Origin of the sequence: Cytobacillus firmus, from assembly GCF_023715565.1 — a bacterium.
Taxonomy (GTDB): Bacteria; Bacillota; Bacilli; order Bacillales; family Cytobacillaceae; genus Cytobacillus; species Cytobacillus firmus_C.
The window spans coordinates 1-13291 of the sequence record NZ_JAMBOJ010000052.1 but is presented as its reverse complement, the minus strand read 5'-3'; the positions used below and the strand labels follow the sequence as shown (position 1 = coordinate 13291).

The following is a 13291-nucleotide window of genomic DNA, read 5'->3' as shown; positions in this document are numbered from 1 at the left end:
GTCATTTTTTGTAATTATTATTATTTATTTTAATATTAAATTAATTTATTGTTCGACAATTATCTCTCAAATCCATCAATTATTATTTATTGTTCTCTGTTTCGAATAGTAAGAATGGCCGATTCTTTTCCTATATTTCTTATTAACTTCCTGCAGAGAAGATGTGAGTGAAATTTTCTTTTTCTTATAGATAATATGGACCGGTTCCCGTGTCATTGCATCAAGGAAAGTATTATTTGTCAAATCATTTCCGCAAACCGGGCACAGCCACTTTCGGGTTTCAGTGCTGCTGAAAGATGGGTTATGGCATGTTGGACAGTTTTTTTGGTACATGGGACACCACCCCTATTTAAATTTTTAACAAACTAAAATAAGATGAAAATCCAAACTAAATGAAGCAAACATACTATTAAATATATTATGTTGCACCAATTGTTATGATCTTGACGAAACTCTTTTCAGGTATAAAATAAGATAATACTATCAAAAAAGCAGAAAGGATCAGTTTTACTGTTTGAAATAATAAGGGGATTGAAATCATATAAAATTTTCATTACTGGATTATATTCTTCAATTACATTATGGTTGAGTCCAATTAACGTTAGTATGCCATCTAATAAATTTAAAATTGAAAGGACTAACAATATTCTTTTCAAAATAATCACCATAATAAAAGGGCTTGAAAGCTTATTCAATTCAAGCCCCTACGAAAATAACTTATTTTATTATCCTATTTTTAAAATTCCTCATGAGGATTAAGTTATTTTTATTGAAAAATAGTATACCTACACCCAACAGAAAGATTAGAATACCTGCAAATAAGTTATTAAATAAATTAGTTGCAGTTTGCGGCAACACTTGTGCCTTGGATGGATTATTTGTAAGAGTCTCATCGCCTATAGGACGCTGCGGGCTTCCATTGTTATCGCCTGGGCTAACAGGGTCTTGGTTTTCACCGTTTTGGTCCGGATCTCTAATATTCTGTTTGGCATAAAAAGTTAATTCAAATTCACAAGATTCACCCTGAAACTCATTTCCTATATGTGATGGTAAACTTACAAGAATTTTTAAATCTTCTTCGAAATTAGATTTTAGTTTCCTATCCCCTAATTCATTGAAGTCAGATAATCTCCCATCAAATAGAAGCTCGCCGTTTGAATCATGAACTTTCAATAACAACTCATTAAAAAGCTTTTCACCTTTTTTAAGGTTTGAACTGCTATTGTAGTCAAAATCAAAATCTCCTCTATTTTGAATAGTTAATACTTCGCTAATAGATCTTCCAGGAGCCAGGTTAACAGTTTGAAACAACACTTTATCCTGCTTTACTTCTATTAATAGTTCATTTCCCTTCCCCTCTGCTTTGGTGGCAGGAAAAATCATAACCAAGGTACACATTAAAAGGAGTTTTAGGATAGTTTTTATACTAATCATTTTCACTCACCCCATTAACCCTAACCGCACTCGGTCAAGAGGCACTGTCTTCAGTGCTACTGTTTTCTTGTTCTTTTTTAGGTTCCTCAGAGGTTACAGGATCTTTTTTCTCAGGCTGAACTTGTGCTTGCTGCTCTGCTTGTTCTTCCTCTTGCTTTTGTTCCTGCTCTACCTCCACATCTGATTCTTTCTTTGTTTCTGTTTCTTCTATATCAGTAGAGGTATTTGCATTCTCATTTTTGGTAGATCCATCACTGGATGCTTCAGTATTCATTTTTTCTGTTTCTTGTTGAGTATCTTTACCTTGCTTTTCTTCATTCTTTGTGACAACTTTATTTTCTTCATTAGAATTTGATTCTTCTGGTACAGAAGTTCCGCCATTGGTATCTGTATGCCCGCACTGCTTTCCTTTACCATTATCATTAGGTTTTCCTTGACCGTTGTCTGATTGCGGAGGACAAGGCGGCTTGGGATTAAGCATTTTTTTTTCTACAACAGCATTGACAGGATGAACAAAGTAATTTTCATAGCCAATAATTTTGAAAGACTTGTCACCAAACTCACCGCATCCATCAGCAAGAATTTGACTATGGGTAATAGCTTCTCCTGGCTGGAGAATATACTCACTATTGTCTATGGAAATAACTACTTTATAATCAAAAATATTCTTTACTGTTACCGTTTGTTTTGCTTTACATTTATCCTCATATTCAACAGGTCCCTCGGTGATTTGAACCAGCTCTTCTTTTGTAGCGTTTCGTATATTAAATTCATTTTTATACTGCGCATTAAAATATGCATAGGTGCCAAATGACATGATAAAAAGTGAAAATAAAAAAAGAGAACTAATAGAGATACCCAGCAAAGAGTATTTAGAAAGGTTAACCCTTTTGCCAATACGTATTCTTCTATACTTTTCCTTTCTGTTCACAGGAACTCTCCTTTAAATTAATTTAACATCTTGTAACCTTTTCTATTTAAAAAAATAGCCGGCTAACGTAACCGGCTATTTCCAATTTTTAAAGATTAATTGCTGTTAAACTCAGAATTTGCATCTGTTTGTCTAGCATCAATTTCAAGTTCACCATACAATTTTAAACCCTGATATTCATTACCTGCGGACTCATGTAATTTAACATCAAGTTTGACTTCTACTTTATCGCCTGGTTTAAAAACAGGATTTTCAGCACCTGAGTCATCTGGGAACCAAGTATTACCTGCCAAATATTGATCAATTGCTTGCGCATTCCCACTTACTGGCCCAAAATTCCATTCCTGAGTACCTCTTTTAAACTTTACTGTTGCAGTCACTATATACTTATCTTTACTAGGTGCCGAGATTGCATTTCCATCTTTATCTTTAAGCTGAAAATTTAATCCTGCTCTAAGAATTTGATCCATTGAACCTGTGTTCCGAAATGAGAAAGTATCTGATTTCGTTTGGCTAGGAGCCAACTTTCCAAAGCTAAGGGTTTCAGTTGCACTGAGAGATTTATTAATAGATAAAGTATGGTTAGTTATTTCACCAGAAACTTTATAATCGGCATTAAACCAAGAATATGTACCTGCTCCGGCACCAATTACAAGTGTTCCTGCTAATGCTGTACCTAATAAAGCCTTTTTCATTTTTTTCATGTGAAAATCTCTCCCTTATTTTTAATAATTTTTTGTACGAATTTAAAGTTAAAATATAAACTTTTTATATTTTAAGTTTTCATCCGCCATCACTCCTTCCCCCGCTATTACCCTTGTATTTGTTCTTCTTTCTTTGTGGTTATTAATCCAAGTCTCTGGAAAATTTCAATAATGATCACAGCTAGAATCGGCATTACTATGAAGATAAAAAATCCGATTGGACCTGCCATAAACTGTGCCACATACCCCAGATTAGGAATTATTTTTTCCTGAACTCCTACAATGTTCTCTCTGGAGATCAATACTTCATCGACATGTTCGTTGTTGTCTCCTTTTGTTTCAAAGAACATGGTTCCATTTTGCACAAAGGTTCTAACTGCCCTGTGTGTTACTAATACTCCATCTGGGTGTTTGTATGTAATGACGTCACCCTCTTTTGGTTCTGTCTCTACATCTATTAAAATGATGTCACCGGCGTTGAAGGCTGGCTGCATGGAGTTTGATAGAATGGTAAGCGGCTTATAGCCAAAGATGCTTGGTGCTTTATCAATGTTTCCTTTTGCTAAGAAGAAGTACACCATTGCTAATGCAGCAAACAGGACCACAAGGATAATTACTATGGTTGATGAAATTTTCAATACTTTCTTCACAACTTCACTTCCTTGCAATTTTCTCTTTCGTTCTTTTCGGTTAATTATTTCGTTCTTTTTATCGAACCGATAAATTGAGTATAGTCCATACGTCTTATTTTGAAAAATTCCAAATTCAGCCGTTTTTTCGTTTTAAAGAACGTTTTTCGTTCTTTTTCTAAGAATACCTCAAGAATTCTCACTATTTCGTATTTTTTATTGAACTTTTTGTTCGTTATAATGAAAACATCTATATATTTTATGATAAGGGAGTATTATTCCTATGATAGGTGGCCGGATTAAAAGTTTAAGAATCAAGAAGGGATATTCAATTAATGAGCTCTCAGAAAAAGCGGAGGTATCCAAATCATATTTAAGCTATATCGAGAGAGGTATACAGGAGAATCCTTCGCTGCAGGTTTTATCTCGAATTGCCAGGACACTGGATGCTAATCTGGAGGATCTGCTGGAAGAGAACAAAGAAGAAATTACCGACTTGTCTATGCTGGATGAGGAGTGGGTTTCCCTTGTCAAGGAAGCAATCAGGCAGGGAATCACAAAAGAGGATTTCTCCTATTATCTGGAGTTTATTAAATTTAAGAATATGAATGGAGGGAACGTTTAGATGAAGGTTAGAGGCCGTTTTCTGATTGTAGCTGCTTCCTTTCTAATCTTAATCGGAGGCGGTTTGGTCCTGTTCTCTCTGCAGGAAATGTATGTTCAGGAGAAGAAAACTAAAGATTCCTTGATACACGCACAAAAAATAATTCAAAACGAAAAGAAAAAGGAAAGCAAAGGTGTTCTCCAAACAGAACATCCGGTAGATGTCTCCTTTGTGCAGGGTGAAGTCATTGGCATTCTAAAAATCCCCCGCCTGGAAGCTGAACTTCCCATTATAGAAGGAACAGATGAGGATGAGCTGGAAAAAGGGGTTGGCCATTACACCACAACTGCATTTCCAGGGCAGCATGATCAGATATTATTATCTGGACATCGGGATACGGTCTTTCGCAGCCTCGGTGAACTTGAGATCGGTGATACTTTTGAAGTCAGCATGCCATATGGTGAGTTTACATATGAAATTACCGATTCTAAGATCGTTGATGCAGATGATACCACTGTAATCCGATCTACCGCTCCTAACGAAATTCTCACTGTTTCTACTTGTTACCCCTTCTCATATGTGGGCAATGCTCCTTCCCGGTATATCCTGAATGCCAAAAGAATACAAAATTAAAAGGCACATCCACAAGGAAAGTGCCCATTTTACTGCATCTAGACAATCACCCGTCCCCGATCTAAAAACCTGTACATATCATCTAATATATGGGTTTCCAGAAGGGACAGATCCAGATGATCAATTTCTTAAGATTACTCTTGTATCTAGCCATTATCATCACAGCTATCATTCTATCAGTATAAAAAGCCAGACTTTCCAAGCCTGGCTTCCCCTTTACTCATTCAAACTAACAGCAATTCTAGAACCCACTTCGGCATTATGCTTCACCAAAGCAATATTCGCTGTTAAGCTTCTTCCTTCAGTTAATTCCTTCACTTTTCCCAGAAGGAATGGAGTCACTTTTTTCCCTGAGATATTGTTTTCATTCGCTTCTTTTAAGGCTGTTTCAATAACTCCACTAATAAACGCTTCTTCCAGCGCATCTTTTTCAGGAATCGGGTTGGCGATGACAACGCCACCTTTTAGGCCAAGCCCCCATTTGGTGCGAATCATTTTGGCTGCTTCCTCGGCAGTATCCACTCTGTAGTTTACATTAAAAGGACTGGTACGAGTATAGAAGGCAGGCAATACATCTGTTTCAATTCCAACGACCGGAACACCGTGGGTTTCTAAGTACTCAAGAGTCAATCCGATATCCAGAATGGATTTTGCCCCTGCACAGACAACGGCAACATTGGTCATCGCAAGCTCCTGCAGGTCAGCCGAGATGTCCATGGTGGTTTCCGCTTCACGGTGAACACCGCCAATTCCTCCTGTGACAAACACTTCAATGCCGGCAAGCTCTGCACAGATCATGGTGGCCGCTACCGTTGTGGCGCCATTTTTCTTTTTAGCCACTAAATACGGCAGGTCCCGCCTGCTCGCTTTTTCAACATCCTTGCTTTGGGCCAGGAATTCCAGCTCCTCATCTGACAGACCGATTTTAATTTTACCATTTAAAATGGCAATGGTTGCCGGAACCGCACCGTTTTTGCGGATGATTTCCTCTACCTCTTTTGCTGTCTGGACATTTTGCGGGTATGGCATGCCATGTGAAATGATGGTGGATTCAAGGGCGACAACCGGTTTATTTGCTTTCTTCGCTTCTAACACTTCTTCTGAGTACTCAAGCCACTTTTCAAACATGGTGTCACTTCTCCTTAGTCGAAATATTGGTTATATGTTTCCTGCAGGCGTTTGTTGTTCAGGTTCGGATTAACAGTTTCTATGGACTGCAGGGCAAGCATCGAACAGGACATGCCTATTTTGCAGGCATCCTCTGTGCTCAGCCCCTTTAAATGGGCAAAAATAATGCCTGATACAAGCGAGTCCCCTGCACCGGTCACATCAGCGATTTTCACCTTTGGCGGCAGCTGCACACCTGCTTCACCCGTACTTGTGAAGTAGATCAACCCTTTATCTCCCCGGCTGATCACCACTTTCTCCACGCCTTTATTGATCATTTCCTGTGCTGCTTTAAAGAAGTCTCCCTCCTTGATGATTTCCATCCCTGTCAGGGCTTCTGCCTCATTTTGGTTGGCAATCAGCCAGGTGACACCCTGCAGATTATCCGGCAGGTTCTTTATTTTAGGTGCTGAAACAGGTGTGATGCATAGCGGAATACTCTCTTCGTAACACCTTGTGATGATCTGCACTAAAACTTCTGGCGGAAAGTTGGTATCCAAAATTACCATATCAGATGATGCTATGTAGCCCCACTTTTTTCCGACAAACTCTTTGGTAACGCTTTCATAAATGGACATGTCAGCTAACGCCACAGCCATTTCCCCTTCGAGATCAATCACGGCTGTATAGGTTCCGGTGATGGCCCCTGCCAGGGACTGGGAAGGTGTCACGTCAGCAAAGGCTTTCGTATACTCTAGAAGCCATTCGCCTTCCGGATCTCCTCCCACGACGGTCATAAGACCGACATTACAGCCCAGCCTGCCAAGGTTTTCAGCAATATTCCGTGCCACTCCTCCGCAGGATTGGGAGCTCTCTGCTGGATTCGATGTTCCGAATTGGAGCTGTCCGGTCGTCTGGATTTTTCTATCGATATTAGCCCCTCCCACACAAAGCACTTCCTTCTTTTGCGGCAGGACATAGGCTCTGCCAAGAATTTTTCCCTGCTTGATCAGTGAAGAGATATAGCCAGCTACAGCAGACCTGGAGAGCCCAGTTTTTTCAGCCAGCTCATTTTGGGCAATGAACGGATCCTCTTTTATCAGCTGCAAAATTAATAGTTCTTTATCGTTCACAATGGATCAGCCCCATTTTTTTGACTTTTGTTAAAATTATAAACTTTTGTCTTACTATCACACAAGTGTTATTTTTCCGAAAATTTCTATCTAAAAAAGTTCCCCCGCCATTAGCGGGAGAACTTTTTTTACGCTGCATTATCGTCTTTTTTAATATCCTTTAAATAATACTTTTCTGAAGTAAAGAACTCGTTTTTCAGCTGTTTAACCTCTTTGCTTAGAAGGAGGACTGCCACAATGTTCGGTATTAAAATCATGGCAAGTGCCAGATCAAGGAATTGCCAGATCGTTTGTGCGGCCCCTACTGAACCAAGAACAATGGCCGCGATATAAACGACTTTGATGGCTTTTCCGGCAAAAGAGCCAAATAGGAACTCGGCCATTTTGGAACCGTAAAAAACTACGACAATGATCGTTGAAATGACAAAGAATACGAGTGATACAGCGACAAGAATACCGCCAAATGACCCAAAGTATTCCGTAAATGCCGCTGCTGTCAGAGCTGAAGGATCCTTCATTGCCCCTTCCCTTGTCCACACACCTGATGAAAGCACCACAAATGCAGTGGCAGTACACACAATCAGCGTATCCACAACGATGCCGACAATCGCCCAGAAGCCCTGGCGCACCGGGTGGTCCGTCGTGGCAGCCGCATGGGCAATCGGAGCGGTTCCAAGTCCTGCCTCATTGGAATATAACCCTCGTGCAAATCCCCAGCGAATGATTTCCCCAATGGCCGCGCCGGCAAATCCGCCTATGGCAGACATTGGCTGAAACGCATAAGTGAAGATTAATTCCAACACTTCAGGAAGCTTGCCCAGATTCATAAATAACACGACTAAAGCTGCACCTACATAAATGAGTGCCATAAACGGAACGAAGATTTCCGTTACTTTGCCGATTCTTTGAATTCCGCCAAAAACAACCAATGAAACCAGCGCTGCTACAGCGATGCCCGTATAAAGGCCATTAATCTTAAAAGTCTCGCCAACCGCAGATGCTACGGCATTTCCCTGAACCATGATGCTTGGGATTAATTCGATCATGAGTGCAAAGGCAAATATTACACCAAGCCACTTCATGTTAAGCCCTTTTGTCATGTAGTACATAGGGCCGCCCACATATTCTCCATCTTCATTTTTCTCTCTGTACTTAATGGCCAATACACTTTCCGAGAACTTAATGGACATTCCAATGAGCGCAATGACCCACATCCAAAAAACTGCACCCGGGCCTCCAAACATAATGGCAGCAGGAACACCGACAATGTTTGCCGCACCAATGGTGGAAGCCAGTGCTGATGTGAGTGCTTGCAGCGGAGTAACGGTTCCTTTGCCCTTCGGCTTTTTAAGAACACTTCCGAATGTTTGTTTAAAAATATATATCGGATAACGGAACTGGAAGAACCCCAGAAGAAAGGTTAAATACAGCCCTGTTCCGACTAATAATAGGATGATGGGATATCCCCACAGCCATCCTGAAATATCTCCTACGACTTCTAATATCTTATCCAAAAAAATTTCCCCCTTATAGTTCTGCACAGTTGCCCTTATCACTCCATTCCCTTTTATTTGCCAGTTAAACACCTAGTTAGCAAAGAATTAGGTGAGGTAGACATTTCCTTAAAGATACTGTAAAGTTAGCTAGGTAACTATTTTAAGCAGGTGAAAACAATGCACCCTAATCAAAGCGATTTTTTTCATTCCATCAACCAATTTACACGCCATTTTTCCAAAGTACTTAATGAAAGTCTGGTACCGCTTGGAATATATGCGGCTCAATGGACAATTATCTATCGTCTGAAAACCGGAGGACCAAGCACTCAAAAAGAGATTTCCTCTTATTTGGGAGTTGAGGCTCCGACCATGACCCGGACATTGGCACGTCTCCAGAAATCAGGCTGGATCACCAGAACGGCAGGAATGGACAAACGTGAAAAACTGATTTCACTGACTGATGCAGCCATCCGGGAATACGACAACTGGCTTACCGCAGTAAGATCAAGCGAAAACACTGTCCTGCAGAATATTACAGAAGAAGAAATCAGCACGATGATTAGACTTATGGTAAAAATGAGAGAAAATATGGTACCAGGCACCTAGACCAGTTCACGAAATTGGTATAGGTACCTGGTACCTTCATTGTTAGGAGGACAACATGAAGAAACAGCCATTATGGACGAAGGATTTTTTGAGTATTTCTGTTACGAGTTTTTTCTTGTTTATGGGGTTTTATGTGTTGCTGACAACACTTCCCCTTTATATTTTGGATGATTTGAAAGGGGACGAAACACAGGTTGGCCTGATTATTTCGGTCTTTTTGATTGCTGCCGTGATCAGCCGGCCGTTTACAGGGAAATGGATCGATGAGGTTGGGCGGCGAAAGATTCTGCTGGCTTCCCTGATTGTATTTGCTGTCTCCTCGCTTCTATACTTTTGGGCTGACACTATGCCTGCTCTTTTAGCTCTAAGGTTTCTGCACGGTGTTGGTTTTGGCATGGCCACCACAGCGACTGGAGCGATTGTTGCTGAAATTGTGCCGGATGGACGGAGAGGAGAAGGGCTTAGCTATTATGCGATGTTCATGAATCTTGCCATGGTTATTGGCCCGTTTGCAGGTTTGACGATTGTTCAATATGCAAGCTTCAAATGGATTTTTGCGTTATGTACCGTTTTGTCATTTATTGCTATTTTTCTGGGTGCATTTGTAAAAATACCGCAAAAAGCAGAAAGCTCTGTTAAGCATCCCAAATTCACACTTTCTAGCTTATTCGAAAAAAATGCCGTTCCTGTTGCGATTTCTGCGGGAATCCTTGCTTTCGCGTACTCAGGAGTTCTTTCCTTTATTTCTGTTTATGCAAAAGAGCTTGATTTACTTGAAGCCGCGAGCTTCTTCTTCGTGGTATATGCGGCGTTCATCATTATGTCCCGCCCATTTACTGGCCGCTGGTTTGATGCGTACGGAGAGAATAAAGTGCTCTATCCAGCGATTATTCTGTTTGCTGCAGGTTTATTTTTGCTCAGCCAGGCCAACAGCACCTTTGTGTTTTTGCTGTCAGGCGCAGTAATCGGATTGGGGTATGGCACGATTGTTCCGAGTCTTCAAACCGTTGCCATCAAGCAGGCCGATCCAGCGAAACGCGGGCTGGCTACTTCAACCTTTTTCACCCTCTTTGATACAGGGATCGGCTTAGGATCCTACGTTCTCGGAATCCTTGCGGTCAAAACAGGCTTCGCTTCGCTGTATTTTATGCTTGCCGGAGTCGCATTGTTTGGCCTGCTCGTATACTACCTGCTTCATGGCAAAAAAACAGAACCAAGAACCATTCATTCAGAAGCAGATCTTCCATTATAAGAGCCCCTTGCGGCTCTTTTTCTTTGTCACTCTTAATATGTGTGTATTTTCTGAAAATTATTTGTCTTTTTTGTGAACGTCTTCATATAATGTAATTAATATATTTTAGGAGGTTCGTTAATGACCATTGTTCACATATTAAACTTCTCCATTCCTATCGCCTGCGTTTTCCTATTTGGTGTAATGGTGGATCGCATGTGCAAAGCGGACGGCACAGAACAGGAAGCAAATGAATAATCCCCAATAAAGCGGCTGGCTGACAGCCTTTTTTTATTTCTTATAAAAAAGAAACCAGCTCTCTATGGCTGATTCCCCGTTCTTGGTAATATTAAAATCTCTACCCGTCTATTCTTCGCCCTGCCTTCTTTCGTATCATTTCCGGCAACCGGCTGGAATTCCCCAAAGCCTTTGGCACTGAACCATTTCGGGTCCAGCTGGTCATTTTTCAGGATGACTTTCATAAAGTTGACCGCCCGCATCACACTGAGCTCCCAATTGGACTCGAAGTTCGAATTGCGGATCGGGACATTGTCTGTATGACCGCTGATGATTATATTTCTTGGAGGGTCCATGATGAGAAGTCCGGCAATTTCACCAGCCATTTTTAAATCCTGCTCACGGACCTCTGCACTTCCCGAACCGAACAGGACATTATCCCTGATTGAAACAAGCAGTCCTTCCGTGGTTAAGGAGGTTTCCAGTTTATCCGCCAGGTTTTGATTTTCAATAAAGGCATTGACTCTTTGCTGCAGCTGTGCCAGTTCTTCCTGATCGGCAGCCTGCTTCAATTTTTCTTTTTCCAATTCATCCAGCGCGGCCATTTCCTTGAGATCCTTGCTTGGTTTTTCAGACACAGCATCCATGGATTGCATTTGCCCTTCAGGCATTGGACTTGGGAATTCAAATACACCCGTTCCCCCTGAAAAGACGTCATTAAATGCCTTTGACAGCTTCTGAAACTTCTGGGCATCCACTGAACTCATGGCGAAGAGGACAATGAACAGTGCGAGAAGCAGTGTCAATAAGTCCGCATACGGCAAAAGCCAGGATTCATCTACATGATCTTCATGATGCTGCTTCTTTTTCCGCCTACTCATCCTTTACCACACTGCTTTCTTCAAGGAACTGGCGGCGTTCTCCTGCAGGAAGATAAGAAGCAAGCTTTTGCTCGATTACCCGTGGTGCTTCCCCTTCTAAAATAGAAAGAATCCCTTCGATCATCATGCTTTTAATCTTTGCTTCCTGCTTGGACTTTCTCCTTAGCTTATTGGCAAACGGATGCCAGAACACATAACCGGTGAATATACCCAGTAAAGTCGCTACGAAAGCAGCACTTATGGCATGCCCCAAGGTGGTGGTGTCCTCCATATTTCCAAGTGCAGCAATCAATCCAATAACGGCTCCCAACACTCCAAGGGACGGGGCATATGTGCCGGCCTGGCTGAAAATTTGCGCTCCAGCCTGGTGTCTTTCTTCCATCGCTTCAATTTCTTCACTTAAGACATCCCGTATATAATCGGCACTTTGCCCATCAACAGCGAGAGATAAGCCGTTTCTTAAAAAGGCATCTTCAACTTCGTTCGTCTTGACTTCCAGGGCAAGCAATCCTTCTTTTCTTGCCAGCTGAGCCCACTCCGAAAACATCTTAATCATTTCAGTCGAATTCATCAGCTTTTCTTCTTTAAATAAAATGCCAAAAAGCTTAGGCACCCTCTTGATTTCATTTGATGGAAATGCAATGCTCACCGCTGCTGCTGTACCCAGAATAATGATCAAAATAGCGGCCGGGTTAATCAGAGCAGATGGCGGAACCCCTTTAAGAACCATCCCTACCCCAACGGCTATGATTCCTAAAATGACTCCTATTATCGTTGTTTTATCCATACATGCCACACCTTCTATGTAGTCTGAAAAGCTCTAAAACCTTCTATTAATAATTTCGGATGATTTTAAGAGTTCTTTAGGGAAATTTTCATATATAAAAGGCAGGGGTGCTTCCCCTGCCTTTGTTTTCCCTATTATTAGAGCCAGCGGCATCCGCAGAAACCTCTTCTTCTACGGTCATCATCACGGCGGCATCTGCATCCTCTTCCAGATCCAGCTAAGTCTCTGTTGTACCATAGGTCACCAGCACCCGCTACTTCATCACGGCGTCTTTTGTGATCTTCTGCTCCGCCCACATTGTTTCTTCCGCAGCCGCATCCTCTTTTGCGATTGTCTTCGTTTCCAGCTACATTGTTATCACGGCGGTGATGTCTGCCACGGTCTTCTGCTCCGCGCACATCGTCACCACGACGATTTTCTTTCACAATAACTCTCTCGGCATTGATTTCCACTTCATCTGCATTAATCTCAAATCTCTTTCTCCAATTATTTGACATAAGTCTACCTCCTTTCTCATGGATACTACAGAATATGTGCCAGAGGCGGTTTTCGCATGGACAAATCCCCAATAAGAAAGAAAATGTGCCTGTATAAAGTGAAACTTCAATCAGTGGGGGTTCCTTAACCCCACTGATTGTTAGTTGAACCAACCAGTTTGCCCCCGCTAATTCTCCTTTGATTCCTCTGAATCTTGAAGCGTGGGTCTTACTGCCGTTAGACTTCGCAAAACAAAAAACCCCTTTCCTATTCAGGTGAACTGTGCCCCGATTTACGGACAGTTTAAAAAGCGCCTATGCGGCTAGTAAATGACCCCGGTATTGCACCGGGGTCATTTTATTTAAGCCCCATTGATAACGATGCTGGTTATATTCCTCGAT

The 13291-nt window shown here is 41.4% G+C and carries 17 protein-coding genes; 4 read left to right on the top strand and 13 right to left on the bottom strand.

The window, feature by feature from the left end:
* Window positions 1-75: 75 nt before the first annotated feature.
* From M3205_RS18640 to M3205_RS18620, 6 genes are all read right to left on the bottom strand, one after another.
* Window positions 76-333 carry a hypothetical protein gene (locus M3205_RS18640; protein WP_251171261.1) on the bottom strand — a complete coding sequence of 86 codons (258 nt, stop codon included), beginning with the start codon at window positions 331-333 and terminating at the stop codon, window positions 76-78.
* 125 nt (window positions 334-458) lie between these two features.
* Window positions 459-668 carry a DUF5658 family protein gene (locus M3205_RS25955; RefSeq protein WP_396106029.1) on the bottom strand — a complete coding sequence of 70 codons (210 nt, stop codon included), beginning with the start codon at window positions 666-668 and terminating at the stop codon, window positions 459-461.
* Window positions 669-717: 49 nt separating this feature from the next.
* Window positions 718-1434, bottom strand: a complete 717-nt coding sequence (locus M3205_RS18635) for a hypothetical protein (RefSeq protein ID WP_251171260.1) — start codon at window positions 1432-1434, stop codon at window positions 718-720.
* A gap of 34 nt (window positions 1435-1468) precedes the next feature.
* A complete protein-coding gene (locus tag M3205_RS18630) occupies window positions 1469-2365 on the bottom strand; it encodes a hypothetical protein (protein ID WP_251171259.1) in 897 nt (298 codons plus the stop codon).
* Between the two features lie 95 nt (window positions 2366-2460).
* Complete coding sequence (locus M3205_RS18625) at window positions 2461-3069, bottom strand: CalY family protein (protein WP_251171258.1); 609 nt, start codon at window positions 3067-3069, stop codon at window positions 2461-2463.
* A 107-nt stretch (window positions 3070-3176) separates the two neighbouring features.
* Window positions 3177-3719: a signal peptidase I gene (locus tag M3205_RS18620; protein ID WP_251171257.1), complete on the bottom strand. Its 543-nt coding sequence runs from the start codon at window positions 3717-3719 to the stop codon at window positions 3177-3179.
* A gap of 262 nt (window positions 3720-3981) precedes the next feature.
* On the opposite strand from M3205_RS18620, the gene M3205_RS18615 reads away from it, so the two are divergent.
* Window positions 3982-4323 (top strand): helix-turn-helix domain-containing protein, encoded by a 342-nt coding sequence (locus M3205_RS18615; RefSeq protein ID WP_251171256.1) that lies wholly within the window; start codon window positions 3982-3984, stop codon window positions 4321-4323.
* Window positions 4324-4935, top strand: coding sequence for a class D sortase (locus M3205_RS18610; protein ID WP_251171255.1), 612 nt, complete (start codon window positions 4324-4326; stop codon window positions 4933-4935).
* A gap of 216 nt (window positions 4936-5151) precedes the next feature.
* Here M3205_RS18610 and M3205_RS18605 read toward each other — a convergent pair whose 3' ends face one another.
* The 3 genes from M3205_RS18605 to M3205_RS18595 form a co-directional block, all read right to left on the bottom strand.
* A complete protein-coding gene (locus M3205_RS18605) occupies window positions 5152-6063 on the bottom strand; it encodes a pseudouridine-5'-phosphate glycosidase (RefSeq protein WP_251171254.1) in 912 nt (303 codons plus the stop codon).
* 14 nt (window positions 6064-6077) lie between these two features.
* Window positions 6078-7175, bottom strand: coding sequence for a carbohydrate kinase (locus tag M3205_RS18600; RefSeq protein ID WP_251171253.1), 1098 nt, complete (start codon window positions 7173-7175; stop codon window positions 6078-6080).
* 128 nt (window positions 7176-7303) lie between these two features.
* Window positions 7304-8689, bottom strand: a complete 1386-nt coding sequence (locus M3205_RS18595; protein WP_251171252.1) for an alanine/glycine:cation symporter family protein — start codon at window positions 8687-8689, stop codon at window positions 7304-7306.
* A gap of 159 nt (window positions 8690-8848) precedes the next feature.
* Between M3205_RS18595 and M3205_RS18590 the strand changes: the two genes are divergently transcribed.
* Both M3205_RS18590 and M3205_RS18585 read left to right on the top strand, forming a co-directional pair.
* A complete protein-coding gene (locus M3205_RS18590; protein WP_251171251.1) occupies window positions 8849-9277 on the top strand; it encodes a MarR family winged helix-turn-helix transcriptional regulator in 429 nt (142 codons plus the stop codon).
* Between the two features lie 55 nt (window positions 9278-9332).
* Window positions 9333-10529: an MFS transporter gene (locus M3205_RS18585; protein ID WP_251171250.1), complete on the top strand. Its 1197-nt coding sequence runs from the start codon at window positions 9333-9335 to the stop codon at window positions 10527-10529.
* Window positions 10530-10828: 299 nt separating this feature from the next.
* On the opposite strand, the gene motB is transcribed toward M3205_RS18585, so the two are convergent.
* From motB to M3205_RS25950, 4 genes are all read right to left on the bottom strand, one after another.
* Complete coding sequence (gene motB / locus M3205_RS18580; RefSeq protein WP_251171249.1) at window positions 10829-11626, bottom strand: flagellar motor protein MotB; 798 nt, start codon at window positions 11624-11626, stop codon at window positions 10829-10831.
* Entirely contained in the window at window positions 11619-12413 is a 795-nt protein-coding gene (motA, locus tag M3205_RS18575; RefSeq protein WP_251171248.1) for a flagellar motor stator protein MotA, read from the bottom strand. The genes motB and motA overlap by 8 nt, the downstream gene beginning before the upstream one ends.
* Before the next feature lie 137 nt (window positions 12414-12550).
* The gene (locus M3205_RS18570) at window positions 12551-12910 is read right to left on the bottom strand and encodes a hypothetical protein (RefSeq protein WP_251171247.1); all 360 of its coding nucleotides are present in this window, start codon (window positions 12908-12910) and stop codon (window positions 12551-12553) included.
* Between the two features lie 294 nt (window positions 12911-13204).
* Window positions 13205-13291, bottom strand: a complete 87-nt coding sequence (locus M3205_RS25950) for an IS3 family transposase (protein ID WP_396105258.1) — start codon at window positions 13289-13291, stop codon at window positions 13205-13207.

Coding starts and splice junctions, on each gene's coding strand:
- M3205_RS18610 (WP_251171255.1), top strand. CDS start 4,324: ATGAAGGTTAGAGGCCGTTTTCTGATTGTAGCTGCTTCCTTTCTAATC.
- M3205_RS18590 (WP_251171251.1), top strand. CDS start 8,849: ATGCACCCTAATCAAAGCGATTTTTTTCATTCCATCAACCAATTTACA.
- motA (WP_251171248.1), bottom strand. CDS start 12,413: ATGGATAAAACAACGATAATAGGAGTCATTTTAGGAATCATAGCCGTT.
- M3205_RS18585 (WP_251171250.1), top strand. CDS start 9,333: ATGAAGAAACAGCCATTATGGACGAAGGATTTTTTGAGTATTTCTGTT.
- motB (WP_251171249.1), bottom strand. CDS start 11,626: ATGAGTAGGCGGAAAAAGAAGCAGCATCATGAAGATCATGTAGATGAA.
- M3205_RS18635 (WP_251171260.1), bottom strand. CDS start 1,434: ATGATTAGTATAAAAACTATCCTAAAACTCCTTTTAATGTGTACCTTG.
- M3205_RS25955 (WP_396106029.1), bottom strand. CDS start 668: ATGGTGATTATTTTGAAAAGAATATTGTTAGTCCTTTCAATTTTAAAT.
- M3205_RS18640 (WP_251171261.1), bottom strand. CDS start 333: ATGTACCAAAAAAACTGTCCAACATGCCATAACCCATCTTTCAGCAGC.
- M3205_RS18605 (WP_251171254.1), bottom strand. CDS start 6,063: ATGTTTGAAAAGTGGCTTGAGTACTCAGAAGAAGTGTTAGAAGCGAAG.
- M3205_RS18625 (WP_251171258.1), bottom strand. CDS start 3,069: ATGAAAAAAATGAAAAAGGCTTTATTAGGTACAGCATTAGCAGGAACA.
- M3205_RS18615 (WP_251171256.1), top strand. CDS start 3,982: ATGATAGGTGGCCGGATTAAAAGTTTAAGAATCAAGAAGGGATATTCA.
- M3205_RS18570 (WP_251171247.1), bottom strand. CDS start 12,910: ATGTCAAATAATTGGAGAAAGAGATTTGAGATTAATGCAGATGAAGTG.